Source organism: Pseudomonas sp. Je.1.5.c, from assembly GCF_051129895.1.
GTDB lineage: Bacteria > Pseudomonadota > Gammaproteobacteria > Pseudomonadales > Pseudomonadaceae > Aquipseudomonas > Aquipseudomonas urmiensis.
Genome location: NZ_JBCPSP010000025.1, coordinates 59,557 through 85,412, shown reverse-complemented (window position 1 = coordinate 85,412; position 25,856 = coordinate 59,557). Strand labels below are relative to the sequence as shown.

The window sequence follows — 25,856 nt, the reverse complement described above, 5'->3', positions numbered from 1 at the left end:
CAACCCAAGCCTTGGTCATCTTGGCTCGAAAGCTTGCCCGCGTGGCTTTCGCCCTGATGAAAAATCAGGGCGAATACATCACCAGAGCTATGAAATTGGCTTGCCCATAACCATAGAATCTCCCACGCCAGTAAGTCGCTCTGGCGTAGGAGCGGGCTTGCCCCGCGATGGGGTCAGCAGGGACTACACAAGGCTCTGGTCGATCACCAACACCAGCTTGCCCGACACCTGGTTGGTGGCCAGCTCCGCATAAGCCGCCTCGGCAAACGCCACCGGGTAGGTATCGACCAACTGCGCCTTCAGGCGGCCTTCAGTAAACAGCGGCCACACCTGCTGCGCCAACTCCTGCAGCAACTCAGCCTTGAAGCCATCATCGCGATTGCGCAGGGTCGAGCCCGTCACTTGCAGGCGCTTGCCCAGTACCACCGCCAAGTCCAGCTCGACCTTGCGCCCGCCCATCAAGCCAATGATCACCCAGCGCCCATCGCGCGCCAGCAGCTCAAGGTTAAGCGGCCCATAACCAGCGCCCACCGGGTCGAGGATCACGTCAAACGGCGCCAGCCCCTTCAAATCATCCAGGTTCTCATTGCGCACCACGCCACCGGCCGCACCCAGGTCCTGGCAATAGCTCAGCCGCTCGGCCGAGCCAACACTGACCCACACCGGGTTGCCAAACGCCTTGCACAGCTGGATCGCCGCCGAACCGACGCCGCTGGCCCCGGCATGCACCAGCACCTTCTCGCCGGCCTTCAGGCCGCCGAGCTGGAAGATGTTCAACCAGGCCGTGGCATACACCTCGGGGATCGCCGCCGCTTCGTGCAGGCTCAGGCCCTCGGGCACCGGCAGCACATGGCGGGCATCGACCACCACTTCTTCGGCCATGCCGCCACCGGCGAGCAGTGCGCACACCCGATCACCCACACGCCAGTCGGCACCAGCGCCAACCTCCTCGATCACCCCCGAGCATTCCAGGCCCAGGTAAGGGCTGGCCCCCGGCGGCGGTGGGTAGAGCCCGGCGCGCTGCAACAGGTCAGCGCGGTTCAGCCCAGCGGCGGCCACACGAATGCGCACCTGGCCCGCGTCACAGGTCGGGCGCTCGGCATCACGCCACTCCACATGTCCGTCAACGCCTTGCAATGCCTTCACAGTGCCTCCATAGTTGAGTCATGACTGAGCCCGAGGATGCTTACCTCGGGCTTTTCGCAGTATTTGTCCGGCTCCATGGAACCGGCGAACGGAATAGACGGCCTACTATGCGTGATCAATTGCCTTTACGTCGAATCAGCATGAAGCATTTCCTGCCCAGCACCGCCCTCGCCCTGCTCATCGGCGTCGGCAGTCTGACGCTCGGCGGCAATGCGGCGGCCGCCAACAAGTGGGAAAGCCTGCAGCCAGATCGAGACGAGGTTGTTGCCAGCCTCAACGTGGTGGAGCTGCTCAAGCGCCATCATTACAGCAAGCCGCCGCTCGATGATGCCCGCTCGGTGATCATCTACGACAGCTACATCAAGCTGCTCGACCCTTCGCGCAGCTACTTCACCGCGTCCGACATCGCCGAATTCGACAAGTGGAAGACCCAGTTCGACGACTTCCTCAAGGCCGGCAATCTCGACCCGGGTTTCACCATCTACAAGCGCTACCTCAATCGGGTCAAATCGCGTCTGGACTTCGCCCTGGCGGAGCTGAACAAAGGCGTCGACAAGATCGACTTCACTGCCAAGGAATCCTTGCTGGTCGACCGCAAGGACGCCCCGTGGCTGAAGAATGAGGCCGAGCTCGACGACCTGTGGCGCAAACGCGTCAAGGACGAAGTGCTGCGCCAGAAGATTGCCGGCAAGGATCCCAAGCAGATCCAGGAAACCCTGACCAAGCGCTACAAGAACCAACTGGCGCGCTTGAACCAGACCCGTGCCGAAGACATCTTCCAGGCCTATATCAACACCTTCGCCCAGTCCTACGATCCGCACACCAACTACCTGTCGCCAGACAACGCGGAAAACTTCGACATCAACATGAGCCTGTCGCTCGAAGGCATCGGTGCGGTGCTGCAAAGCGACAACGACCAGGTCAAGATCGTGCGCCTGGTGCCGGCAGGCCCTGCGGCCAAGACCAAGCAGGTGGCCCCGGCTGACAAGATCATCGGCGTCGCCCAGGGCAACAAGGAAATGGTCGACGTGGTCGGCTGGCGCCTGGACGAAGTGGTCAAGCTGATCCGTGGCCCGAAAGGCTCGGTGGTGCGCCTGGAGGTCATCCCGGCCAGCAATGCGCCGAACGACCAGACCAGCAAAGTGGTCTCGATCACCCGCGAAGCGGTCAAGCTTGAAGAGCAGGCCGCGAAAAAATCGGTGCTCAAGCTCAAGCAGGACGGGCGTGACTACAAGCTGGGGATCATCGAGATCCCAGCCTTCTACCTGGACTTCAAGGCCTACCGTGCCGGCGATCCGGAGTACAAGAGCACCACCCGCGACGTCAAGAAGCTGCTCACCGAGTTGCAGAAAGAGAAAGTCGATGGCGTGGTCATCGACCTGCGCAACAACGGCGGCGGCTCGCTGCAGGAAGCCACCGAGCTGACCAGCCTGTTCATCGACAAAGGCCCGACCGTGCTGGTGCGCAACGCCGATGGCCGCGTCGATGTGCTGGAAGATGAGAACACCGGCGCCTTCTACAAAGGCCCGCTGGCGCTGCTGGTCAACCGCCTGTCGGCCTCGGCCTCGGAGATCTTCGCCGGTGCCATGCAAGACTATCACCGCGCGCTGATCATCGGTGGCCAGACCTTCGGCAAAGGCACGGTGCAAACCATCCAGCCGCTCAACCATGGCGAACTGAAGCTGACCCTGGCCAAGTTCTACCGGGTCTCCGGGCAGAGCACCCAGCACCAGGGCGTACTGCCGGACATCGACTACCCGTCGATCATCGACACCAAGGAAATTGGCGAGAGCGCCCTGCCCGAGGCGATGCCGTGGGACACCATCCGCCCGGTGATCAGACCGGCTGCCGATCCGTTCAAGCCGTTCCTGGCTGAGCTCAAGGCACGCCATGACGCGCGCAGCGCCAAGGACGCCGAGTTCGCCTACATCCGAGACCGCCTGGCCCTGACCCAGAAGCTGATGAACGAAAAGACCGTCAGCCTCAATGAGCAGGAGCGCCGCGCTCGCCACGATGAGATCGAAGCCAAGCAACTGGCCCTGGAGAACATTCGTCGCAAGGCCAAGGGCGAAGAGCCGCTCAAGGAGCTGAAGAAGGAAGACGAGGACGCCCTGCCGGTCGAGGATGAAGACACCAAGCCGGAAGATGACGCCTACCTGTCCGAGACTGGACGCATCCTGCTCGACTACCTGAGCCTGAACTCGCAGGTGGCCAAGCACTAAGTGCCGAGCAGCCGCTCAAGCGTGTGACACAAACCAGAAGGGCCGAACGTGTGAACGTTCGGCCCTTCTGGCTTATGTACGGCTTGTAACAGCGCCTGGCTCAGGCCTCTTCGGGATAGCGGTACTCGAAGACCCGGACCACTTCCGATGCATGCCAGGACGCCGCCTCCATGCCATCCACCGGCCCGGAAAACCGCCCCAGGCGCTCGACACATTCGAAGAAGCCGGTGCGTGGCAGGCGGCTGGCGCCCTGGCTGATCACCAGCGAGCTGCGCAGCGGCTGCTCGGCTTGGGCATCGAGACGCGCCAGGTATTCCAGGGCAGCGGTCAGCGTCTGCATCGCCGGGGTGGGCAACTGCAGACGCTCGAGCAGGGCGCGGTAGGTAAGCAGATGACGCTGGCGTCGGGCTAGATCAAGTTCATCGAGCAGGCTTTGCCACTGCTGACGGCTGATCCTCACCTGGCTCATGATGGCTCGCTCCAGCCGGCGATACCCAGGTGCCAGGCCAGACTGCGCAAGATCGCCGCATCAGGCCGGCGCTCGCCTGCTTCGATCATGGCCAGGTACGCCGGGCTAATGCCCACCGTACGCGCCAGTTGTTCGGCAGCCAGGCCCTTGGCCTGGCGTAACTGCGCCAGCTCACTCAGGTCGAGCAAGGTTACCCTTGGCGCAGGAGCATCTGCCTGACCTGCTTCGACCTTGTCGGTGGCAGGCGCTTGACCAGCCGCTTTGAGCAGTGCCTGGTAGTGCTCCCAGGGAACAACGGCATATTCGGGCTGACCGTCCCGGCTGATGACCTGAATTTCCATCACAATCCCCTTACGTAGGATTACTCCATGTAATCCGTAGGCATAATCCTTATGCCAATTATATTACCAAGCGCGGGAGTCTGTGCAGTTCAGGTGCAAATCAGGGCGTGCGGCGCTCTAGGCGTAGCGCTTCAGGGGTGTCTGGCAGGCGCTCGACCACGCGCAGACGCTCCGGGGCCTGGCTGTCACGCCAGGCTTTGAAGCGGCCCAGCTCATCGGCCACGGTCTTGAGCACCCAACCCAGCACGGCAATGTCATCGAGAAACCCGACGCCCAGCAGCCAGTCGGGAATCGCGTCCAATGGGCTAACGAAATACAACAGGCCGGCCACGACGGTGACCAGCGCCTTGGGGCTGACCGCGCGGTACTCACCCCGCCACCACGCCAGGCACAGCGCCTGCATCAGCCGCACGTCTTCGCGCAACTGGCCAAGCCTGGGCCCTTTACGGGCAACGGCGAACAGCAAAGCCGGCAACCGACCACGGCTGAGCAGACGCTCGGCCAGGGGCAGGAAACGGGCGAAATTCCAGGGTGCGCTCATGAGGCCTCCAGATCGGCAGAAGGTTATCCACATTTATTGTGGATAACCTTGTGAACAGGGCACAGTTTCCGACGCCGGGCGCCCAGTGGGCAAGGGTCTGGCTCAGATCGGGCGTTTTTTACACAGTTGTTTCATCTTCGCAAACGTTTTGCGGCAACCGCAACGCCAGTCCTTTTTCGGACAGCCCGGCGCCCGCAAGGTTCGTCTTGCCTGCCCCACAGATACGACAACGCCCCGGCAGGCGGGGCGTTGTGCATTCAGCCGAGGCTTACTTGGCTGGCGCTTCGGCAGCGTCCGGCGCTTCGCCTTCGAGCTTGCTCGGGTCTTTGATGGCGATCAGTTCCAGATCGAACACCAGTACCGAGTTAGCCGGGATCAGCGGGCTTGGGCTCTGCGCGCCGTAGGCCAGTTCAGCCGGAATGTACAGTTTGTACTTCTCACCGACGTGCATCAGTTGCAGGCCTTCGACCCAACCTGGGATCACGCCGCTGACAGGCAGGTCGATCGGGCTGCCGCGCTCGACCGAGCTGTCGAACACCTTGCCATCGATCAGCTTGCCTTCGTAGTGGACGGTGACCACATCGGTCGGCTTAGGCTGCGGGCCATCGGCCTTTTTCACCACTTCGTACTGCAGGCCGGAGGCAGTGGTAACCACGCCTTGCTTCTTGGCGTTTTCTTCCAGGAACTTCTTGCCAGCGGAAGCGGCTTCTTCGCTGGCCTTGGTCAGGCGCTCTTCAGCACGCTTTTGCAGGGCGGTGAAGGCCTCGACCAGCTCTTCGTCCTTGATGCGTTGTTCTTTCTTGCTGACCGCATCCTCGATACCGAGGGCTACTGCTTTGGAATCAAGGTCTTCCATGCCTTCCTGAGCCAGGCTCTTGCCCATGTTCAGGCCGATACCGTAGGAGGCTTTCTGTGCCGGGGTTTTCAGCTCTACGCTGCTGGTCTGGGCATCGCAGCCCGCCAGAACCAGGCTTACCAGGGCAACCGCAGCCGCCAAACGATGTTGTTTCATGCTAGTTCCTTGTTCATGCGCCATAAGGGCAATCAGGGTAAAGCCGCGAGCTTATCAGGCGGCCGTTACCAATGGCTACCGGCATAAGAGCGGGTTGCGGGCTGGAAGTTCAGTGGGTGAAAGGTTGTTCATCCCAGGGTTGCAGCCAATGGCCAGTATTGACGGGATAGGCTCGGTTTGCCGGGTTTTTGTGGCTATTTATTTCGAAGTGCAGGTGACAGGGCACTTGAGAAGCCGCTGACATGCCCAGCAACCCTCAAGGATAAACCCCATCCCGATACTGCCCTGCCACCTCGCGCAACACCTCGCACATCCACTGCGCCGGCAGGCTCTGCGGTAACGCTGCATTGCGACAGATCCCCACCGAGCCACCCGGCTCCTGCACGCCGAGGTCCAGCTCAACCAGCTCGCCACTGCCCAGGTCGATCAGCACTGCATCGCGCGGCGCGACCCACACCGCATCGCTGCCCAACAGATAGCGCCGGCTCAACGCCAGCGACAGCGTCTCCAGGCGCTGCGCCGGCAGTTGGATGCCACATTGCACGAACAGGCTGTCTGCATGCTGGCGAATGGTCGTGCCCGCCGGCGGCAGCACCAGCGGATAGTCCCCTACCCGCCCGCGCTCCACTGGCTGGCGCGCCAGCAGCGGATGCCCAGGGCGCACCACCAGGCTCATCGACTCGCTATACAAATGCTCGAATGACAACCCCTGGATCTGCGGGCTGTCCGTCATGCGCCCGACCACCAGCTCCAGCTCACCCACATGCAGCTGGCCCAGCAACTGCGCGCTGACGCCTGTGACCACGCTGATCACCAGATCCTGATGACGCTGGTGCAAGCGGCACAGCACCTCCGGCATCAACAGCCCTTCGACAGTCGAAAGCACCCCAATGCGCACCTGCGAAGGCGCTCGCGCCTCGCCACGCAGCGTGCTCACGCCGTCGCGCAACGCCTGCACGCTGGGCCCGGCGTAGCGCATGAAACGGGTCCCGGCCGGGGTCAGCTCGACGCCCTGGCGGGTGCGCTCGAACAGGCGCGTTTCAAGTAGCTCTTCAAGCTCCTTGAGGGTCTTGGAAATAGCCGGCTGGCTGATCGCCAATACCCCAGCCGCCTTGGCCAGACTGCCCTGGCGGGCAATCTCCAGGAAGCACAGAAGATGGCGATACTTGATACGCGTGTCGAGATTCATGCCTTGGGGGGCGGCCGCTGCCGCGATAGCGTCGATGCGCCATCTTATAGCATCGCCAGCTCCACAGCGTCGCCGCGCATCCTTACTGGCCACACCCGCAGCGCCTGCTGCGGATCCTCAAGGCAGCGCCCGCTGTGCAGGCTGAAGTGCTGCTTGTACAACGGCGCGGCGACCATCAGCTCGCCGCCGATGTTGCCGATCAAGCCGCGGCCGATGATGTTCGCCCCCGAGCGCGGGTCGCGATTGTCGATGGCGTACAACGCCTGCTCTTGATTGGGCAGGTAGAACAGCGCGACCTGCTCGCCTTCGAGCCACACCACTACGCCAGAATCGGCGACCAGGTCCTGCACCTGGCACACCGCCTGCCAGTGGGCGTGTTGCGCAACAGCAGCATTGGACAGGTTCATCAGACAGCCTCCTCGACAGTGGGGATCAGGTGCAGCGCGCTAGCAGGTCGGCGTTGTTCGCGTTCGCGGACGAAGTGCACGTCCGGGTCGGCGCGCCGGTCATTGACGAAGGTACGGAAGCGCTTGAGTTTCTCGGGATCGTTCAGGGCGTTGGCCCACTCGCACTCATACTGGTCGACCACATGCTGCATCTGCGCTTCGAGCTCGGCGCCCAGTTGCAGGCTGTCGTCGAGGATCACCGCCTTGAGGTAATCCAGGCCGCCCTCCAGGCTCTCGCGCCAGACCGAGGTGCGCTGCAGCTTGTCGGCGGTGCGGATGTAGAACATCAGCACGCGGTCGATGGTGCGGATCAGCGCGTCGTCGTCCAGGTCGGTGGCGAACAGTTCGGCGTGGCGCGGGCGCATGCCGCCGTTGCCGCACACATAGAGGTTCCAGCCCTTGTCGGTGGCGATCACGCCAATGTCCTTGCTCTGCGCTTCGGCGCATTCGCGGGTGCAGCCAGACACCGCGAACTTGAGCTTGTGCGGCGAACGCAGGCCTTTGTAGCGATCTTCCAGGCGCAGGGCCATGCCGACGCTGTCCTGTACGCCGTAGCGGCACCAGGTGCTGCCGACGCAGGATTTCACCGTGCGGGTCGACTTGCCGTAGGCATGCCCGGTTTCGAAGCCGGCCTCGATCAGCTCGCCCCAGATCAGCGGCAGCTCGTGCAACTGGGCGCCGAACAGGTCGATGCGCTGGCCGCCGGTGATCTTGGTGTAGAGGTCGTATTTCTTCGCCACCTGGCCGATCACGATCAGTTTGTCCGGGGTGATCTCGCCACCTGGGATGCGCGGCACCACCGAGTAGGTGCCGTTTTTCTGCATGTTGGCCATGAAGGTGTCGTTGGTGTCCTGCAGCGGTACCAGGGCCGGGTCCATGATCGGCTGGTTCCAGCATGAGGCGAGGATCGAACCCACCGCTGGCTTGCAGATGTCGCAACCGACATGACCCTTGCCGTGGCGTTCGAGCAGCTCATTGAACGTGCGGATGCCCTCGACCCGAACCAGGCCATAGAGCTCCTGGCGGGTGTAGGCAAAGTGCTCGCAAAGGCTCTTGTCGACAGTGACGCCGCGGGCGCTGAGTTCGTGTTCGAACACCTGCTTGAGCAATGCCGCGCAGCCGCCGCAGCCGCTGGCGGCCTTGGTGCAACTCTTGACCGCGGCAAGGTCGGCGCAGCCGCTGTCGATGGCGGCGCAGACCGCGCCTTTGCTGACGTTATGGCACGAGCAGATGGTCGCGCTGTCGGGCAGCGCATCGGCGCCCAAGGCGGGTGCGCCAGCGCCTTGCGGCAGGATCAGCGCGGCCGGGTCGGCGGGTAGGGCGATGCCGTTCTGGCAGTACTGCAGCAGGGTGTCGTAGTAGCTGTTGTCGCCGACCAGTACCGCACCGAGCACATGCTTGCCGCTGGCATCGACCACCAGGCGGCGGTAGGCCGCATTGGCTTCGTCGATGAAGCGATAGCTGCGCGAGCCGGGCGTGGCACCGTGGGCATCGCCGATCGAGCCGACATCGACGCCGAGCAACTTGAGCTTGGTCGACATGTCGGCGCCGGTGAACGGGCTGCTGGCCTCCCCGAGTAACCGCGCAGCCAGGTTGCGCGCCATGCTGTAGCCCGGCGCGACCAGGCCGAACACGCTGCCATTCCACGAGGCGCATTCACCGATGGCGAAGATCTGCGAGTCGCTGGTGCGGCAGTCGTTGTCGATCACCACCCCACCGCGCGGGGCGATGTCCAGGCCGCAGCTGCGGCCCAGGGCATCTTGCGGGCGAATGCCGGCGGAGAACACGATCAGGTCAGTTTCGAGGAACTCGCCACCGTCGAAATTCATCCGGTAGCGGTAGGCGTCGCCGGCACTGATCGACTGGGTGGCACGCGACAGGTGCACGCCAACGCCGAGGGCTTCGATCTGCGCCTTGAGCGCCGCGCCGCCCTCGCCGTCCAGTTGCACCGGCATCAGGCGCGGGGCGAACTCCACCACGTGCGCTTCCAAGCCAAGAGATTTCAGCGCGTTGGCCGCTTCCAGGCCGAGCAAGCCGCCACCGACCACCACGCCGCGACGGGCGTCAGCGGCTGCAGCACGGATAGCGTCGAGGTCATCCAAAGTGCGATAGACCAGGCGCGCAGTGCCGCTGGAGCCCTCGATGGGTGGCACGAACGGGTAGGAACCGGTAGCCAGGATCAGTTGGTCATAACCATAACGGCCCTCGGCGGTGACCACCTCGCAGCGCTCGCGGTCGATGTCCACCACCGCTTCGCCCAGGTGCAGGTGCACCCCGTGGCCCGTGTAGAAATCGCTGGGGCACATGGCCAAGGTTTCAGCATCGCTGCCGGCGAAGTACTCCGACAGGTGCACCCGGTCGTAGGCGCGCTGGCGCTCTTCGCCGAACACCCGCACCTCGAAACGGGCCAAGGCGCCACGCTCGACCAGTTGCTCGACGCAGTGGTGACCGACCATGCCGTTGCCGACGATGACCAGTCGCTGTAGATGTTCGCCGCTCGCTGTTGCCTTCATAGCCGATCCTCGATCACGGTTGGCGGGGTTGGCCGCCGTAAAGACAAAAAAAAACGCCTGGAGCCGAAGCTCCAGGCGCCTTTGCCTGTTCTCATCAGTGTGAGGCCCCTGAGTGATCGCCGTTGATCAGCGGGGCGTGTTGTACAAGAGTAAAAGCAGGGAGTGTGCCAATTTGATGTGCTGACTGTGCAAGGAGCATTTTTTGCGTTGCACCTGCTGGCCTCTTCGCGGCGGTTCGGCGCCCCGACAAGCCCGCTCCCACATGGCCCTGCAAGTCGCAGCCCCTGTAATCGACCCGGCCCCTGTGGGAGCGGGCTCGCCCGCGAAGAGGCCGGTACGGGCAACCTCTATCTACGAAAAATCGCACAGCCAAAGTGCATCACTCCCCATCATGGGGCATGTCAGTACACATCGCGGCGGTAGCGCTTGTCCTTGCTCAACGCCTCGACATAGGCAGCCGCCGCCTCGGCGCTCATGTCGCCCTGCTCGGCCACGATCTGGCGCAACACCGCATCGACATCCTTGGCCATGTGCAGGGCATCGCCACAGACATAGAAATAGGCCCCCTGCTGTAGCCAACGCCAGAGCTCGGCGCCTTGCTCGCGCATGCGCTGTTGAACGTAGATCTTCTCTGCCTGATCACGGGAAAACGCCGTATCCAAGCGCAAGTGGCCGCTGGCTTGCCAAGCCAGCAGCTCGTCGCGGTAATAGAAGTCGCAGGCCTGGTGCTGTTCACCGAAGAACAACCAGTTACCGCCGCTCGCGCCCCTGGCCTGGCGCTCTTGCAGAAAAGCCCGGAACGGCGCAATACCGGTGCCCGGACCGACCATGATGATGGGCACCGCGTCATCCTCGGGCAGGCGAAAATGCCTGGAGACCTGGGGGAAGATCGCCACCTTGAGCGCTTCGGCGCGATCGGCAAGAAACGCCGAGCACACACCCTTGCGCTGCCCATAGCGCACCGTCGACACGGTCAGGTGAACTTGCTCAGGGTGGGCCCTGGGGCTTGAGCTGATCGAATACAGGCGCGGTTGCAATGGCTTGAGCAGCTCAAGCCAGGTGGCCAACGGCAATTGCTGGGGAAACTCGCGCAGCACATCGACCAACTGCCGCCCCCACAACCAGTCCTTGAGCTCGGCGCTGTGTTCAGGCTGTAGCAAACGATGCAAATCAGCGGCGGTTTCACTGAACACGTGTAGCTGCTGGGAGGTGACCCGAGCGATCTCCAGATGCTGCTGCAGAGCGCTCGCCAATGACATGGCGGGGTGCCCCTGCAACTCGACCGTGGTGCTGGCGTCGAGCTTGATCAAGGCCAGCAGTTCTTCGACCAACTGCGGACAATTGCGCGGCCACACGCCAAGGGCGTCTCCGGCCTGATAGGTAAAGCCGCTGCCAGCCAGGTCGAACACCAGCTGCCGAGTTTCCTTGCTCGCACCGGGGCCATTGAGCAGGCGGTTCTCCAGCAACTGTGCCGACCAAGGCTGGCGCTTGCCATAGGCGGCCAGTGGCTCAGGCTCGATGGCCGCTGGCAGCAGCGCGGTACTGCCCAGCTCGGCCAACAGCGCGTCGAGCCAAGCGGCAAAGGCCTGGTCGAAATCCGGTTCGCAATCGACCCGCGCCAGCAGCCGGCGCGCACCCAGTTGCGCCAGGCGCTCATCGAGCTTGCGCCCGAAGCCACAGAATTGGCCATAGCTCGAATCGCCCAGGGCCAGCACCGCGTAGGGCAGTTCAGCGCAATCAATGGCCTGCTCGCCCTGCAAGGCTTGCCAGAACGCCGCGCCGCTATCGGGCGCCTCGCCATCGCCAAAGGTGCTGGCGATCAACAGCACACTGGCGGCGCCTTGCAGTTGGCTGGGCGTGACCGCATCCATGCAACTGAGCTCCACGGCAAGCCCGGCGGCACGCAAGCGCTGCGCGCAACGATCGGCCAGGGCCTCGCCGTTACCCGTCTGCGACGCCCACAGCACCCGGTGCGGGGCGGTTTCGGGCAAGGCGCTCGGCAGCGTCTGGGGCTGGACGAACAGCCCGGCCAGCAAGCCATCGACAAACAGGCGCCGGGCCGGCGCCAGCGGTGCCGTGGCGGGCAGGCTTGGCACTCCTTGCCGCCGCGCTTGGCCCAGGCCGAGCAAAAAACCTTGCAGATAATGGCGCTCATCCTCGGCCAAGGCCGGCGCTGGCAGGTTGTCCAGGCCGAGCAGATGGTTGAGGGTGGTTAGCGGCATGCTGGCAGGCTCCGAAGGGGTGGCAGTGGTCAAGTCCACGGTCTCGATGCGTGCACCGCTGACCCGTTCGAGGGCCACGGCGCAGTGCTTGTAGGCCGGTTGCAGCGAGGTCGGGTCGAGCGCATCAGAGGTCACGGCATTGATCGCCAATTGCTCGCCGTACAGGTCGTTCCAGTGGAACGGCGCAAAGCAAGCGCCGGCCATGACCCGGTCAGTGACGCGCGCAGGCAACAGCGCCTGGCCACGGCGCGAGCGGATCGCAACTTGATCGTGCTCGGCGATCCCCAGGCGCTGGGCGTCCTCGGAGTTGATCTCGACGAAGGGACCCGGCTCGAGTTTGTTCAGGCTCGCGACCTTGCCGGTCTTGGTCAGGGTGTGCCACTGATGCTGTACACGGCCGGTGTTGAGCACGAAGGGGTAGTCATCGTCCGGTAGCTCGGCGGCCGGCAACCACGGCCGGGCAAAGAAACGCGCCTTGCCGCTGGCGGTGGGGAATGCCAGCGCCGGTTGCAGACCCTGGGCGTCGCGCAGCAGTTGCTGACTGCTGCCGTCATTGAGGTAGCGCAGCGGGCTGCGATCATCTTCGCGACCGGGTGCGCTGGGCCATTGCCGTGGGCGCTGGCGCAGGTCGGCATAACCGATACCGCGCAGGTCATACCCCGTGGCGGGGTTGTAGAAGCGGCGGATCTCGTCGTACACCGCCTCGGCATCGGCGTAATCGAATGCGTCCGCGTAGCCCATGGCGCCGGCGATGCGGGCGATGATCCGCCAGTCTTCCTGGCTTTCACCTGGGGCGTCGACGGCGCGCGGCATCAGGGTCAGGTTGCGCTCGCTGTTGATCATCACCCCCTCGCCTTCGGCCCACAGCGCCGCAGGCAGGAGAATGTCGGCGTAGCGGTTGGTCTCGGTATCGAGAAAAGCATCCTGGCTGATCACCAACTGCGCCTGGCCTAGGCCGTCGATCACCTGCTGGCGGTTGGCGACGCTGGCCACCGGGTTGCTGCAGATGATCCAACAGGCCTTCACCTCGCCCGCCTTCATCTGCTCGAACAGCGCCACCGTGCCTTCGCCATCTTCACTGCGCAGGCTGCCAGCGGGCAGTTGCCACTGCGCCTCGACAAACGCCCGGTCTGCGGCCACTAACGCCGAGCGCTGGCCCGGCAGGCCCGGGCCCATGTAGCCCATCTCGCGCCCGCCCATGGCATTGGGCTGACCGGTCAACGACATCGGCCCGCTACCGGGGCGGCAGATGGCGCCCGTTGCCAGGTGCAGGTTACACAGTGCATTGCTGTGCCAAGTGCCATGGATGCTCTGGTTCAGGCCCATGGTCCAGCAGCTCATCCAGTTGTTGGCGCTGCCAATCAACTGTGCGGCCTGGCGGATGTCAGCTTCGGACAACCCGGTCAGGGCCGCCACGCGCTCGGGTTGATAGTCCTCAAGAAAGCTCGGCAGATCGCTCCAGCCTTCGGTGTGGCGAGCGATGAACTCGGCATCGGTGTGGCCGTTCTGGTGCAACAGGTACAGCAGGCCATTGAGCAGCGCCAGGTCGCTGCCGGGGCGCAGTTGCAGGAACAGTTCGGCCTTGTCGGCCGTGGCACTGCGCCGCGGGTCGACGACGATCAGCTTGGCCCCGGCCTTGAGCCGGTCGAGCAGGCGCAGGAACAGGATCGGGTGACAATCGGCCATGTTCGCGCCGATCACCAGAAACACGTCCGCCTGCTCGAAATCCTCATAGCTGCCGGGCGGCCCGTCGGCGCCCAACGATTGTTTATAGCCGCTGGCGGCACTGGCCATGCACAGGCGCGAGTTGGACTCGATATGGCGGGTGCGGATAAAGCCCTTGGCCAGTTTGTTGGCCAGGTATTGCGCCTCCAGCGACATCTGCCCGGAGACATACAGCGCCACGGCATCCGGGCCATGCTCGTCGATGATTGCGCGCAGGCGCGCGGCGGCCTGCTCGATCGCCGCGTCCAAGCTGCTGCGCACCGGCTGCTGGGCGCGCTGCTGACGGACGTAGGCATTGGCCATGCGCCCAGCGGCGGTTAGCGGCAGGTGCGCGGTCAGGCCCTTGGTGCACAGGCGACCAAAGTTGGCGGGGTGCTGTTTATCGCCCGCGATCTTCTGCACCTGGCCATTTTCCACCGACATGACGATGCCGCACCCTACCCCGCAATAAGGGCAAACGCTGCGCACTTGGCTAGTGGCCATCGGGCTTCTCCCGGCAAAAACGAAAAAGGCGCCGGCTGCCCTGGGCTTGCCTAAGCAAGCGGGGCAACACGGCGCCTTTGTCGTGAAAAGAGGTGGGCCATCGGCATTGACGACCCGGGTACAGGGGATTGAGCAAATCCTGGGCCAGTTGCTGTTTCGCGCAGGCCAACGCTGTCATACCCGCCCTGCACACCTGGATTTGCGGGTTCGCCACGATTCTTGTGGGAGCGGGCGTGCCCACGAACCAGGGCGCAGCCCTGGCAACGGCCTTGCACCGAGTTGGTGACCTGCGCACCAACCGGTAGCACCGGCAACCAGCCTGGGGATATGCTGTAAACGCCTATTCAACCGAGATTCGCATAGCCCCAATGTCCCAGGTGATCCTCAAGACCCCCGAGCAACTCGACCTGATGCGCCGCGCCGGCCAGTTGCTGGCCCAGGTGTTCGCCGACCTCGACGGCTTCATCCGCCCCGGCGTCACCACCCTGCAGATCAACGACCGCGCCGAGGCGTTCATCGTCCAGACCCTGCGCGCCCGGCCAGCGAGCAAGGGCCAGTACGGTTTCCCCTACTCGCTCAATACCTCGGTCGACCACGTGGTGTGCCATGGCATCCCCAAGGCTGACGAAGTGCTCAAGGAAGGCTCGATCATCAACGTCGACATCACCCTGGAGCAAGCGGGCTACATTGCCGACTCGTCGAAGATGTACCGCATCGGCGCGATCAGCGAAGACGCCCAACGCCTGGTCGACACCACCTATGACGCGCTGTGCAAAGGCATCGAGCAAGTGCGCCCGGGCGCCACCCTGGGCGACATTGGCCATGCCATCCAGAGCCATGCCGAGGCCGCCGGCTACAGCGTGGTACGCGAATACTGCGGGCACGGCATTGGCCAACAGATGCACGAAGGGCCGGAAGTGCTGCACTACGGCCAGCGCGGCATGGGCCTGAAACTCAAGCCAGGGATGGTGTTTACCATCGAGCCGATGATCAACCAGGGCGCGCGCGGCACGCGCACGCTCAAAGATGGCTGGACGGTGATTACCCGCGATGGCGGCTTGTCGGCGCAGTGGGAACATACCGTGGCAGTGACTGCCGAGGGCTTTGAAGTATTGACCTTGCGCGATGAAGAGCGCGGGCGTTTCGTCTCAGCCAGCCAAATCGCCTAAGACTCATCGCTTGGCGTCGTGGGAGCGGGCTTGCCCCGCGATAAGGCCGGCGCAGCCACCCCAAAAGCCAACTAGCGACATTTGCCCCCACCCCCCCTCGCTCTCTACAATCGCCCCCAGCAAGGCCGGCCGCCTTTTCTGTTTCGAGCCGGCCCAGGAGCCCCCTCATGGAAGAAACCGCGCAGCACTGGCTGCATGCCCTGTCCGCACCCATGGCCGCCCTCAATGGCGCCAGCTACACCGCCGCGCAGTACTTCGAAGGCGACGATCAGACTGACCTCGAACGCTGGTGGGGCATCAGCAACCGGGCGCAATTGCTGGACATGCTCGGCATGGCCGATAACGGCCACGCCACCGAGCTGACCGAAGCCTACTGGCAATTCCAGCGCCGCCTGCCGAGCGAGTGGCAGGCGCTGCTGGCCAGCCTGCCACTGCGCGAACGCATCAAGCACGAATACGCCGCCCGCACCTTCCCCGACTGCGGCCCCGGTGGCACCCGCGCGTGGGACTTGGGACGCATGAGTTTTCTCCTGCGGGCCGGGCTCAAGAAGGACTTCATCACGCTCGATGAAAGCCTCTACCTGCATTACCGCCTGGCCTTGCGCGCCCGCCACTACTACAACCGCTGGGACAGTTACCTGGCCGGCTACCTGATCGGCAAGGCGCTGTGGAATGCCTCCGACAGCAGCGACGACACCCTGGCCGCCGAACTCGAACGCCAAGGTAGCGAACACTGGAACCGCTGCATCGTGCTCAACCTGCGCCACGGCGCCAGCGACTTGCTGGCCAGCCTGCCGTGGGACCTGGAGCTGCCCGAACCGCAACGCCCCGCCTCACTGGAAGAGGACTGCTGGTCATGAGTTGTTGGATACGCCTGGGCCTGGAACCGACCCAGGACCTGAACAGCATCCGCCAGGCCTACCGTGGCCTGCTGCCGTCGCACCACCCAGAAACCGACCCGCAAGGTTTCCAAGCGCTGCGCGAGGCCTATGAAGAGGCCCTGCGCCTGGCCCGCGAAGGTGAATCGAGCGCCGCCTCCGAAGCTGACGCCGCGGCCCAGGATGACACGCCACACCCAGCTTTGCAGGCCTTCCACCGCCTGCTTGAAGAGCCGGCCTTGCGCTTCGATCCGGTCGCCTGGCAGGAATACATCGCCGAGCTCGACGAGCTGCCGCTGGACGACCTCGAAGCGCTGAGCTGGCGCCTGCTGCACGAACTGCGTAACTGCGGGCCGATCTCGCACCGCTGTGTCGGCCTGCTGGCCCAGCGCCTGGGCTGGGCCGAACAACTGCTGCGCCTGGAAGATCCACATGAGGTGGAAGCCTTCCTCCAGCGTCTGGAGCAACCCGATCCATTCGACACCGGGCTGATGCGCGATTGGCCGCCGGCGGCGCAGCTGGAGGCGCTGTGGTACTTCCGCAGCCTGGAGTACTGCTTCCAGCAACGGCCGCTGTTCGAGTACGCGCAATTCGCCCAAACCCATACCTGCCTGGCCTTCCCCGACGATCAGGGCTTGATCCAGCGCCTGCTGGTGCAGTTCAGCCAGGCTGGGGTCGCCAGCCAAACCCTGCACGCGCTGCTGCTGGAGCGCCAACGCCAGGCCCCGGACGATCAGGACCTGCTCTACCTGCTGGCCTGCCAGGCCGACGCCCTGGGCGCCAAGCAGCAGGCGATGGACTGCTGGCTGCGGCTGTGGCGCGAACACCGCCATCCGCAGGCTGAGCGCTGGCTGATCGAGCTCTGCACGCAGTACCAGTCGCAACGCCTGCCGCTGCTGATCCAGGCCTTCGATAGTGTGTCGCAGCCCGTTTCCTGGCCCGAGGATCTTGCCGATCCTGCGCAGTTGCTGGGCACCCCGGCACAAAACCCGCAAACCCTGGCGCGCTGGCTGCAAGCCTCGCGCCTGGAGCTGGGTGGTATCGCCAGCCAGTTCATCGACTGGCGCCTGGACGGTGACGACGAACTGCCTTTGCTGGCCCTGCTGCTGGATGACCCGACAGAGGCGCAAGACCGCGCCCTGCACCGCCTGTACTGGTATGCCTGGGCGTTGCAGCGCGGTGAAGCCGAGCTGTTACGGCAGATCCTTGCGCAAACGCCCGGCGAAGATGCCCTCGACGCCTTGATCCTGGAAGGCTTCCAACGCCAGGCCGAGCAACAACTGCACTGGTTGCAACAGGCACCGGTGGTGCAGGCCCTGGTGCAGTTCTGCCAGCGTGAAGACCCTGCCGCGTCATTGCCCGAGGCACTCGCCACGCAACAGCTGCACCCGGCGTGCCGCGAGTGGCTGCGGCGCATGCGCAACTACGGCGCGCCAGCACTGCACAGCCTCAACCGCAACTTCGAGATGCGGCGCATGTTCACCGTCCCCTTCGCCCTGCAAACACAGGACAAACTCGCCGAGCGCGGCCTGTTGCTGCCGCCGATGCCGGATGGCGAAGCCGCCTGGAACTGGCATCGCCAGCAATTGTTCATGCTCGCCCTGCTCGAACACCCGACGCGCTGGCTGAGCTTGATACCGGCGCAGTTGCCCGGCCAACTGCACTACCCCGCCGAGCATCCATTCGCCCCGCTGCATGGCGTGCTGCTGCAAACCCTGGCCAGCCCAGACGGCAGCAACGGCCTGTTCGGCGCGCTGGACAGCGCCGATCCGGCACAAGCGCTAGTGGCCAACCAGATGCTGACCTTGCGCACCCTGCTCGACAGTGCCCAACTGCCCAGCGCCGCGCAGCTCTTGGCAAGCCTGGAAAACGAGCCCAACGTGCTCGACGACTACCCGCTGGGCAAACTGCTGTTCTGCGCGGTGCTCTATCACGACCGCAGCTTGGACGAGGAGCAACGCACGCGCCTGCGCAACCGCATCGAGGCGTTGTACATCGAGGACTACGGGTACGAGCCGCTGCGGCGCAATCTGGTCGAGGGCAAGACCAAGCATCCGCCGGCTGACCTGTTGCACAAGCAAGGCATCGCCAGCCGCCCATTCAACGATGCCCTGGATGCGCTGGACAGCCTGCTCAACCACTGCGCCCCGCCCAAGACCCGGTTGCTGCGCGCCCTGCAAAAAGCCAAGGACGACGCCGAGCTCGATCCAGGGCTGCGCTGCGCGATCATGGCCTTGCTGTCGTGGAGCGAGCGTATGCTGCGCAACGATCTCAAGCAGGCACCTGCGCCATTCTGGGCGGTGTGGAAGCTCAAAAGCCGGCTCAACCGCACAGGTTTTGCCTTGCACCTGGGCGCGATTGCGTTGTGCGGGAGCTTGATGCTGACCGCCCCCATGATCGTGGTGGTGATGGGGTTGCTGTTGGTCAGCGGCTTTCTCAGGCGCTTGCGTGACATTGGCCAAGGGGTGCCGGCGCTGCTGTTGCTGCTGGTGGTCAGCCGGGTGTTGCCGGTGTTGCCGCTGATGTTGCTGGGGCTGCCGGGAGACAAGCTGCCCAATCGTTATGGCCCGCCGCCGGGCAAGGCGCAGCAGCTGGACGGTGGGTTGCAGGCGACGTTGCGGCGTTTGAACGGTTGAACGATGAGCAGCGGGGGCCGCGTTGCGGCCCCAACACTGTCAATAGCGCAACTCATCCAACGCCTGGCTCAGTTGCTGGCGCTGGCGACTGATCTCCCCGGCCTGCTGCCCCGCCAACACGGTATTGAACGCATCCAGCCAACTGCCAATCAACTCCCGCTCTTCACCCAGGCTCTGCATCCACGCCCGCTCCAAACGCGCCAACAAGGTGCGATTGGGCAGCGCATCGCGCGGATGAATCTTCAACCGCGACAGCCGCTCATGGCTGGCCTGGCGCGCGGGTTCATCCAACCCGGTCGGGCTGCGGTCGATGCTGTGGCTGTGCTTCTGGCCGGTTTCCTGGAAGGTCACATCCACCTCCAACAAGCCATTGATGTCGTAGCTAAAACGCACATCCAGCGACTGAATCTGCCCGGTCTGCTGCAACGGGATCTCGAAACTGTCCACCAGAATATTGTCACGCACCCAAGGCCGCTCGCCCTGATACACAGCGATGCGCACCACTTTCTGCTCGGCATGGCTGCTATAGAAGCGCTCGACCCGCGAGGTCGGGATCACGGTATTGCGCTCGATGATCGGCGAAAACGCCCCGCTGTTCTCCCCGCCACGCTGGGCGGCGATGCCCAGGGTGTAGGGGCAGACATCGGTGAGAATCAGCTCATCGATAGCCTCGTCTCGCGCCTTGCACGCCGCCTGGCTGGCAGCGCCGAGGGCGACGATGGTGTCCGGATCCAGGTGCCGATACGGCAACCGGCCAAACAACTTGGCCACCAGCTGCTGCACCTGCGCCATGCGCGTCGCACCACCGACCAGTACCAGGCTGTCCAGCTCCTTGGGGCTCAAGCGGGCGTCACGCAGAGCCTGCTCGATCGGCGCACGCACCCGGGCCAGCAATGGCGCCCAGATCGCTTGCAGCTTGAGCTCATCGAGTTGCCACTGGCGCGGCTGCGCGTCACCGTTCCAACTCAGGGTCCAGTTGCCCTCGCCCAATTCATGTTTGAACTGCTCGATGGCGTCATGCAGGCTGGCCAGCGCTTGCGGCTGCAGGTCGTCCAGCGTGAGATTCCAATCGCGCAAGCACGCCAGCAGCAAGGCATCGGTAAAGTCTTCGCCGCCCAGGTAGTTGTCGCCGGTTGAGGCATGCACCTCGATCAGCGGCAGCGCGTACTCCAGCACGGTGACATCGAAGGTGCCGCCGCCCAGGTCGAACACCAGGGTGCGCTCGAATTTCTGCTCATGCAGCCCATAGGCCATTGCCGCAGCGGTCGGCTCGTTGATCAGCCGCTGTACCTTCAACCCGGCAAGCTCGGCGGCGAATACCGTGCGCTTGCGTTGCTCGTCGCTGAAGTAGGCGGGCACCGAAATCACCGCCTCGCTCACGGGGCAGCCCAGATAGGCTTCGGCATCTTGCTTGAGCGCGCCCAGGACCAGTGCCGACAGCTCTTCAGGGGTGAAGCGATGCTCGCCCAGCTCGAAGCGCTTGTCGCTGCCCATGAAACGCTTGAACGCGGCGGCCGTGCGCAGCGGATGGGTGGTCAAGCGCGCCTTGGCGGCCTTGCCGACGAGAATGCTGCCATCGTCATCGACGCTGACCACCGACGGCGTCAGCACTTCGCCCAAGGCGTTGGCGATCAGCCGCGCTTGCCCGTCTTGCCAGACGGCAATCAGGCTATTGGTGGTGCCCAAGTCGATGCCCAGCAATGGCGTGGCAACTGCGGGGGAGAGAGAAGTACTGGCATCCTGCATGGTCGGTCTCTTGCTTGCGGTGAAGAGCCGGAGCGGAACCTGCTGGCCGCTTCCGGCGGACAGGGGGCATTCTGACGCAATGCCAGAAACAAAAAAAGCGACCCTAAGGTCGCTTTCTCTGTTGCTTCAGGGTGTTCAGTGGGCCCTTGAAGCTGAATATGGCGCAGCGGACGGGACTCGAACCCGCGACCCCCGGCGTGACAGGCCGGTATTCTAACCGACTGAACTACCGCTGCGCTATACATCGAGTGGTGGGTGATGACGGGATCGAACCGCCGACCCTCTGCTTGTAAGGCAGATGCTCTCCCGGCTGAGCTAATCACCCTTCGTCTCGGTGTGGCGCGCATTCTACGGAGGACGTACCACCCTGGCAAGCACTTTTTTAAAAATTTTTTGCAGGGCTTTCAAGGACCTAGCGCAACCGCCCTTTTCCTTACTAATAAGTGGCTGATGGCCCTCTGACAGGGTTGGCCGCATGGCACCAGTCGGAGAATAATGCCCGCCTTATGCATTAAGGAGAGATCTACCCTCATGTGGTTCAAGAACCTGCTGACCTATCGCCTGACCCAGGAAGTCCCATTCGAGCCTGAGGCACTGGAAGCCGCCCTGGCCAGCAAGCCGGCCCGCCCATGCGCCAGCCAGGAGCTGACCACCTACGGTTTCGTCGCGCCGTTCGGCAAAGGCGAAGACGCTCCTCTGGTGCATGTCAGCGGTGAGTTCCTGCTGATTGCCGCGCGCAAGGAAGAACGCATCCTGCCCAGCAGCGTGGTCAACGACGCGGTCAAAGAGAAGGTCGAGGAGATCGAGACCGAGCAGATGCGCAAGGTCTATAAGAAGGAACGCGACCAGATCAAGGACGACATCATCCAGACCTTCCTGCCGCGTGCCTTCATTCGCCGCTCGATGATCTTCGCTGCCATCGCCCCGCGCCTGGGCCTGATCCTGGTCAACTCGGCCAGCGCCAAGCGCGCCGAAGACCTGCTGTCGACCCTGCGCGAAGTGATGGGTTCGCTACCGGTGCGGCCGGTGACCGTGAAGATCGCCCCGAGCGCGACCATGACCGATTGGGTCAAGTCGCAAGCCGCCGCGCCAGACTTCTATGTGCTGGACGAGTGCGAACTGCGTGACACCCATGAAGACGGCGGCATCGTCCGTTGCAAGCGCCAGGATCTGAAGAGCGACGAGATCCAACTGCACCTGGGCACCGGCAAGGTGGTGACTCAGCTGGCCCTGGCCTGGCAGGACAAGCTGTCGTTCGTGCTCGACGACAAGACCGTGATCAAGCGCCTGAAGTTCGAGGAGCTGCTGCAAGAGCAGGCCGAGCAGGATGGCGGTGATGAAGCGCAGCAGCAGTTCGATGCCAGCTTCCTGCTGATGATGATGACCTTTACCGAGTTCCTGCCGGCGCTGTTCGAGGCGTTGGGTGGCGAAGAGATTCCGCAAGGGGTCTGAGCGTTGTCGCAGTAGCATTTTGGGGCCGCTTTGCGGCCCTTCGCGGGCAAGCCCGCTCCCACAAGGACCGCGCTGTTCTGAAGGGCAGCGTAATCCCTGTGGGAGCGGGCTTGCCCGCGAAGGGCTGCAAAGCAGCCCCAACTACGCCGATTAAAAGAATAAGGATCTACCCATGCGTGCCCTCGCCGCTTTGAGCCGCTTCGTCGGCAACACCTTCGCCATCTGGGTGCTGCTGTTCGCCTGTCTGGCCTTCCTTCAGCCGCAATGGTTCATCGCCCTGAAAGTGGCCATCGTGCCCCTGCTCGGCCTGGTGATGTTCGGCATGGGCCTTACCCTCAAACTCGACGACTTCGCCGCCCTCGCCCGCCAACCCTGGCGCGTGGCACTGGGTGTGGTGGCGCACTTCGTGATCATGCCGGGCATGGCCTGGTTGTTGTGCCAGCTGTTTCACCTGCCGCCGGAGATCGCCGTCGGCGTGATCCTGGTCGGCTGCTGCCCGAGCGGCACGGCGTCCAACGTGATGGTCTGGTTGTCCAAGGGCGACCTGGCGCTGGCCGTGGCGATTGCCGCAGTGACCACGCTGTTGGCGCCACTGCTAACGCCTACGCTGATCTGGTTCCTGGCCTCGGCCTGGTTGCCGGTGTCCTTCATGGACATGTTCTGGTCGATCCTGCAGCTGGTGATGCTGCCGATCGTGCTCGGTGTCGTGGCGCAGAAACTGCTGGGCGAGCGGGTGCAACTGGCGGTGCAGGTGCTGCCGCTGGTGTCGGTGGTGAGTATCGTGATGATCGTCTGTGCGGTGGTCGCGGCGAGTCAGGCGAAGATCGCCGAGTCAGGCCTGCTGATCATGGCGGTGGTAGTGCTGCACAACAGCTTTGGTTATCTGCTGGGCTATCTGACCGGCAAGCTGTGCAAACTGCCGCTGGCCCAGCGTAAGTCGCTGGCGCTGGAGGTGGGCATGCAGAACTCGGGGCTGGGCGCGGCGTTGGCGGCGGCGCACTTCTCGCCATTGGCGGCGGTGCCCAGTGCGCTGTTCAGCGTTTGGCACAATATCTCTGGGGCGTTGCTGTCGACCTGGTTCCGGCGCATGCAAGAGCCTGTAACAGTAGAAGCCGAGGTTAGGCCCGCCAACCCTTGATGACGTTAGTGGCCTCACCGCGGGCCCGCTCCCTCGGGCCCGCGATGAAGGCGCTATGGACATCCCCCCTGCAATTGGGCAATATACTGCGCACTGTGAGGACGACCTCACGACGCACCGCGTGACCAATCAGGGGACGGCCCCATCATTCAAACGATGGAGACACACTCATGTCCTGGATCATTCTGTTCTTCGCCGGCCTGTTCGAAGTAGGCTGGGCGGTAGGCCTGAAATACACCGACGGCTTCACCCGGCCACTGCCAACCGTGCTCACGGTCGGCGCCATGGTGATCAGCCTTGGCTTGTTGGGCCTGGCCATGAAAGAACTGCCACTGGGTACCGCCTATGCCATCTGGACCGGAGTTGGTGCAGTCGGTACGGTGATTGCCGGGATCATCCTGTTCGGTGAATCCATGGCCCTGGTCCGCCTGCTCAGCGTTGCCCTGATCATCACCGGCCTGGTCGGCCTGAAGGTCAGCGCCAGCTGACCTCCCCCTACTATCTGTTAACGCAGATCGCCGCGCAGAGCACTGACCTGCTCGCGTAGCGCTTCCGGCTGCGCCGCCTCCACCGGGATGGCGGCGCCCGCCACCAGGGTCACCCGCGACCACAGTCGCTTGAACAAGCCCTTGCCCGGATCGCGACTGAAGAAGCTGCCCCACAAGCCCTGCAACGCCAGGGGGATCACCGGCACTGGGGTCTCCTGCAAAATCCGATTGACCCCACCTTTGAACACATCGATCTCGCCATCGGCGGTCAGCTTGCCCTCGGGGAAGATGCACACCACCTCGCCCGCCGCCAGGTACTGGGCGATCCGCGCGAAGGCCCGCTCGTACGTCGCTTCATCTTCACCACGCCCGGCAATCGGAATCGCCCCAGCGGTGCGGAAGACGAAGTTGAGCACCGGCAAGTTGTAGATCTTGTAGTACATGACGAAGCGCACCGGCCGCCGGATCGCACCGCCGATCAGCAGCGCATCGACGAACGACACGTGGTTGCACACCAGCAGCGCCGCGCCTTCATCGGGAATGCGCTGCAGATCACGGTGCTCGACGCGGTACATCGAGTGGCTGAGCAGCCAGATCAAGAAGCGCATGGTGAACTCCGGCACGATGCGGAAGATGTAGGTGTTGACCGCGATATTGAGCAGCGATACCACCAGGAACAGCTGCGGGATGCTCAGCTTGGCCAGGCTCAACAAGACGATGGTAAGGATCGCCGAGACCACCATGAACAGCGCATTGAGAATGTTGTTGGCAGCGATCACCCGCGCCCGCTCGCCCTCGGCAGTGCGCGCCTGGATCAGTGCATACAGCGGCACGATATAGAAACCGCCGAACACCCCCAGGCCAACGATAGAGACCAGGATCCACCAGGCCTGGTGCATCCCCAGCAGGGCCAGCCAGTCGTGCGCGACGGCGCCGCTCGGCACGTCGCCCGAATGCCACCACCAGAGCAAGCCGAACAGGGTCAGGCCGAACGAGCCGAACGGCACCAGGCCGATTTCCACCTTGCGCCCGCTGAGCCGTTCACAGAGCAGCGAACCCACGGCGATGCCGACCGAGAACAGGGTCAGCACCAAGGTCACCACGGTTTCATCGCCGTGCAGCCAGTCTTTGGCATAGGCCGGAATCTGCGTCAGGTAGATCGCACCGACGAACCAGAACCAGGAGTTGCCGACGATCGAACGCGACACCGCCGGCGTCTGCCCCAGGCCCAGGCGCAAGGTGACCCAGGACTGCTTGAAGATGTTCCAGTCCAGTTTCATCTCTGGCGCCGCCGCTGCCGCGCGCGGGATCCAGCGGCTGGCCAGGTAGCCCAGCACCGCAGTGCCGACGATGCCGCCAGCCACCACCGTGGCGTAGTTGCTCGACGACATCATCACCCCGGCGCCGATGGTCCCGGCCAGGATCGCCAGGAAGGTGCCCATCTCCACCAGGCCATTGCCACCGACCAGCTCTTCTTCGCGCAGGGCCTGCGGCAGGATCGAATACTTCACCGGACCAAACAGCGCCGAATGGGTACCCATGGCGAACAGCGCCAGCAGCATCAGCACCAGGTGATTGCTGACAAAACCGACCGCGCCGATGGCCATGATGACGATCTCCGCCAGCTTGATCATGCGGATCAGCGCGTCCTTGGCGAACTTCTCGCCAAACTGCCCGGCCAGCGCCGAGAACAGGAAGAACGGCAAAATGAACAGCAACGCGCACAAGTTGACCAGTATCGAGCGATCGCCTTCCAGGCTCAGCTTGTACAGGATCGCCAGGATCAGCGACTGCTTGAACAGGTTGTCATTGAAGGCGCCCAGCGACTGGGTGATGAAGAACGGCAGAAAGCGCCGCTTGCCGAGCAAGGTGAATTGCGAGGGGTGACTCATCAATCGTATCCCTGAATAGAGCCGCGGAGGGCTTATGCCTTATTAGAATGCGTGCATAGGGTTGAAAGCCACATCCAGCTTGTCAACTGCGATTTTTACCAGTGGCAGCTCAGCCGCGCATTGTCCAAGCTGGGGCTGATCTCTAGCG

The 25,856-nt window shown here is 63.8% G+C and carries 18 protein-coding genes, 2 tRNA genes and 1 pseudogene; 8 read left to right on the top strand and 13 right to left on the bottom strand.

The genetic code is table 11. From position 1 onward, the window contains the following. Nucleotides 1–110: pseudogene (locus AAZU54_RS18075) on the top strand (IS110 family transposase); the annotation flags it as partial. 73 nt (nucleotides 111–183) lie between these two features. Here AAZU54_RS18075 and AAZU54_RS18070 read toward each other — a convergent pair. Next, on the bottom strand, nucleotides 184–1,146 hold the full coding sequence (locus tag AAZU54_RS18070) for an NAD(P)H-quinone oxidoreductase (RefSeq protein WP_186554702.1): 963 nt from the start codon (nucleotides 1,144–1,146) through the stop codon (nucleotides 184–186). Nucleotides 1,147–1,286: 140 nt separating this feature from the next. On the opposite strand from AAZU54_RS18070, the gene AAZU54_RS18065 reads away from it, so the two are divergent. Further along, nucleotides 1,287–3,368: a carboxy terminal-processing peptidase gene (locus AAZU54_RS18065; RefSeq protein ID WP_264235784.1), complete on the top strand. Its 2,082-nt coding sequence runs from the start codon at nucleotides 1,287–1,289 to the stop codon at nucleotides 3,366–3,368. A gap of 100 nt (nucleotides 3,369–3,468) precedes the next feature. On the opposite strand, the gene AAZU54_RS18060 is transcribed toward AAZU54_RS18065, so the two are convergent. The 8 genes from AAZU54_RS18060 to AAZU54_RS18025 form a co-directional block, all read right to left on the bottom strand. Beyond that, nucleotides 3,469–3,837, bottom strand: coding sequence for a hypothetical protein (locus AAZU54_RS18060; RefSeq protein WP_186554700.1), 369 nt, complete (start codon nucleotides 3,835–3,837; stop codon nucleotides 3,469–3,471). Beyond that, nucleotides 3,834–4,178 (bottom strand): helix-turn-helix domain-containing protein, encoded by a 345-nt coding sequence (locus AAZU54_RS18055; protein WP_434727469.1) that lies wholly within the window; start codon nucleotides 4,176–4,178, stop codon nucleotides 3,834–3,836. The genes AAZU54_RS18060 and AAZU54_RS18055 overlap by 4 nt, the downstream gene beginning before the upstream one ends. 100 nt (nucleotides 4,179–4,278) lie before the next feature. Next, nucleotides 4,279–4,719 carry a YkvA family protein gene (locus tag AAZU54_RS18050; protein ID WP_186554698.1) on the bottom strand — a complete coding sequence of 147 codons (441 nt, stop codon included), beginning with the start codon at nucleotides 4,717–4,719 and terminating at the stop codon, nucleotides 4,279–4,281. Between the two features lie 268 nt (nucleotides 4,720–4,987). Further along, on the bottom strand, nucleotides 4,988–5,731 hold the full coding sequence (locus tag AAZU54_RS18045) for an FKBP-type peptidyl-prolyl cis-trans isomerase (protein WP_186554697.1): 744 nt from the start codon (nucleotides 5,729–5,731) through the stop codon (nucleotides 4,988–4,990). Nucleotides 5,732–5,987: 256 nt separating this feature from the next. After that, nucleotides 5,988–6,920, bottom strand: coding sequence for a pca operon transcription factor PcaQ (gene pcaQ, locus AAZU54_RS18040; protein ID WP_392463536.1), 933 nt, complete (start codon nucleotides 6,918–6,920; stop codon nucleotides 5,988–5,990). A 44-nt stretch (nucleotides 6,921–6,964) separates the two neighbouring features. Beyond that, on the bottom strand, nucleotides 6,965–7,327 hold the full coding sequence (gene nirD, locus AAZU54_RS18035) for a nitrite reductase small subunit NirD (RefSeq protein WP_434727468.1): 363 nt from the start codon (nucleotides 7,325–7,327) through the stop codon (nucleotides 6,965–6,967). Then, the gene (gene nirB / locus AAZU54_RS18030; protein ID WP_434727467.1) at nucleotides 7,327–9,879 is read right to left on the bottom strand and encodes a nitrite reductase large subunit NirB; all 2,553 of its coding nucleotides are present in this window, start codon (nucleotides 9,877–9,879) and stop codon (nucleotides 7,327–7,329) included. Before nirB ends, nirD begins: the two co-directional genes overlap by 1 nt. 401 nt (nucleotides 9,880–10,280) lie before the next feature. Further along, nucleotides 10,281–14,309, bottom strand: a complete 4,029-nt coding sequence (locus AAZU54_RS18025) for a molybdopterin-dependent oxidoreductase (RefSeq protein ID WP_434727466.1) — start codon at nucleotides 14,307–14,309, stop codon at nucleotides 10,281–10,283. Between the two features lie 368 nt (nucleotides 14,310–14,677). On the opposite strand from AAZU54_RS18025, the gene map reads away from it, so the two are divergent. From map to AAZU54_RS18010, 3 genes are all read left to right on the top strand, one after another. Further along, on the top strand, nucleotides 14,678–15,478 hold the full coding sequence (map, locus tag AAZU54_RS18020) for a type I methionyl aminopeptidase (RefSeq protein ID WP_186554692.1): 801 nt from the start codon (nucleotides 14,678–14,680) through the stop codon (nucleotides 15,476–15,478). A 167-nt stretch (nucleotides 15,479–15,645) separates the two neighbouring features. Continuing rightward, entirely contained in the window at nucleotides 15,646–16,338 is a 693-nt protein-coding gene (locus tag AAZU54_RS18015) for a DUF1266 domain-containing protein (protein WP_186554691.1), read from the top strand. After that, entirely contained in the window at nucleotides 16,335–18,992 is a 2,658-nt protein-coding gene (locus AAZU54_RS18010; protein ID WP_312154015.1) for a J domain-containing protein, read from the top strand. Before AAZU54_RS18015 ends, AAZU54_RS18010 begins: the two co-directional genes overlap by 4 nt. A gap of 39 nt (nucleotides 18,993–19,031) precedes the next feature. On the opposite strand, the gene AAZU54_RS18005 is transcribed toward AAZU54_RS18010, so the two are convergent. The 3 genes from AAZU54_RS18005 to AAZU54_RS17995 all read right to left on the bottom strand — a co-directional run bounded on the left by AAZU54_RS18005 (nucleotide 19,032) and on the right by AAZU54_RS17995 (nucleotide 21,063). Then, entirely contained in the window at nucleotides 19,032–20,738 is a 1,707-nt protein-coding gene (locus tag AAZU54_RS18005) for a molecular chaperone HscC (RefSeq protein WP_186554689.1), read from the bottom strand. Nucleotides 20,739–20,897: 159 nt separating this feature from the next. Continuing rightward, a tRNA-Asp gene (locus AAZU54_RS18000) sits at nucleotides 20,898–20,974 on the bottom strand. Nucleotides 20,975–20,987: 13 nt separating this feature from the next. Then, nucleotides 20,988–21,063: transfer RNA gene (locus tag AAZU54_RS17995), tRNA-Val, on the bottom strand. A gap of 206 nt (nucleotides 21,064–21,269) precedes the next feature. Between AAZU54_RS17995 and rdgC the strand changes: the two genes are divergently transcribed. From rdgC to sugE, 3 genes are all read left to right on the top strand, one after another. Beyond that, nucleotides 21,270–22,190: a recombination-associated protein RdgC gene (gene rdgC / locus AAZU54_RS17990; RefSeq protein WP_186554688.1), complete on the top strand. Its 921-nt coding sequence runs from the start codon at nucleotides 21,270–21,272 to the stop codon at nucleotides 22,188–22,190. Between the two features lie 172 nt (nucleotides 22,191–22,362). Continuing rightward, entirely contained in the window at nucleotides 22,363–23,328 is a 966-nt protein-coding gene (locus tag AAZU54_RS17985) for a bile acid:sodium symporter family protein (protein ID WP_434727465.1), read from the top strand. Nucleotides 23,329–23,498: 170 nt separating this feature from the next. Next, complete coding sequence (sugE, locus tag AAZU54_RS17980; protein ID WP_186554686.1) at nucleotides 23,499–23,816, top strand: quaternary ammonium compound efflux SMR transporter SugE; 318 nt, start codon at nucleotides 23,499–23,501, stop codon at nucleotides 23,814–23,816. 17 nt (nucleotides 23,817–23,833) lie between these two features. On the opposite strand, the gene AAZU54_RS17975 is transcribed toward sugE, so the two are convergent. After that, nucleotides 23,834–25,708: an MFS transporter gene (locus AAZU54_RS17975; RefSeq protein WP_405130151.1), complete on the bottom strand. Its 1,875-nt coding sequence runs from the start codon at nucleotides 25,706–25,708 to the stop codon at nucleotides 23,834–23,836. Nucleotides 25,709–25,856: the final 148 nt, after the last annotated feature.

What these genes read in the sequence shown, in the direction of transcription:
- nirD (WP_434727468.1), bottom strand. Translation starts at nt 7,327, where the DNA reads ATGAACCTGTCCAATGCTGCTGTTGCGCAACACGCCCACTGGCAGGCG.
- AAZU54_RS17985 (WP_434727465.1), top strand. Translation starts at nt 22,363, where the DNA reads ATGCGTGCCCTCGCCGCTTTGAGCCGCTTCGTCGGCAACACCTTCGCC.
- AAZU54_RS18055 (WP_434727469.1), bottom strand. Translation starts at nt 4,178, where the DNA reads ATGGAAATTCAGGTCATCAGCCGGGACGGTCAGCCCGAATATGCCGTT.
- map (WP_186554692.1), top strand. Translation starts at nt 14,678, where the DNA reads ATGTCCCAGGTGATCCTCAAGACCCCCGAGCAACTCGACCTGATGCGC.
- AAZU54_RS17975 (WP_405130151.1), bottom strand. Translation starts at nt 25,708, where the DNA reads ATGAGTCACCCCTCGCAATTCACCTTGCTCGGCAAGCGGCGCTTTCTG.
- AAZU54_RS18010 (WP_312154015.1), top strand. Translation starts at nt 16,335, where the DNA reads ATGAGTTGTTGGATACGCCTGGGCCTGGAACCGACCCAGGACCTGAAC.
- AAZU54_RS18015 (WP_186554691.1), top strand. Translation starts at nt 15,646, where the DNA reads ATGGAAGAAACCGCGCAGCACTGGCTGCATGCCCTGTCCGCACCCATG.
- AAZU54_RS18060 (WP_186554700.1), bottom strand. Translation starts at nt 3,837, where the DNA reads ATGAGCCAGGTGAGGATCAGCCGTCAGCAGTGGCAAAGCCTGCTCGAT.
- nirB (WP_434727467.1), bottom strand. Translation starts at nt 9,879, where the DNA reads ATGAAGGCAACAGCGAGCGGCGAACATCTACAGCGACTGGTCATCGTC.
- AAZU54_RS18045 (WP_186554697.1), bottom strand. Translation starts at nt 5,731, where the DNA reads ATGAAACAACATCGTTTGGCGGCTGCGGTTGCCCTGGTAAGCCTGGTT.
- pcaQ (WP_392463536.1), bottom strand. Translation starts at nt 6,920, where the DNA reads ATGAATCTCGACACGCGTATCAAGTATCGCCATCTTCTGTGCTTCCTG.
- AAZU54_RS18005 (WP_186554689.1), bottom strand. Translation starts at nt 20,738, where the DNA reads ATGCAGGATGCCAGTACTTCTCTCTCCCCCGCAGTTGCCACGCCATTG.
- AAZU54_RS18050 (WP_186554698.1), bottom strand. Translation starts at nt 4,719, where the DNA reads ATGAGCGCACCCTGGAATTTCGCCCGTTTCCTGCCCCTGGCCGAGCGT.
- sugE (WP_186554686.1), top strand. Translation starts at nt 23,499, where the DNA reads ATGTCCTGGATCATTCTGTTCTTCGCCGGCCTGTTCGAAGTAGGCTGG.
- AAZU54_RS18065 (WP_264235784.1), top strand. Translation starts at nt 1,287, where the DNA reads ATGAAGCATTTCCTGCCCAGCACCGCCCTCGCCCTGCTCATCGGCGTC.
- rdgC (WP_186554688.1), top strand. Translation starts at nt 21,270, where the DNA reads ATGTGGTTCAAGAACCTGCTGACCTATCGCCTGACCCAGGAAGTCCCA.
- AAZU54_RS18025 (WP_434727466.1), bottom strand. Translation starts at nt 14,309, where the DNA reads ATGGCCACTAGCCAAGTGCGCAGCGTTTGCCCTTATTGCGGGGTAGGG.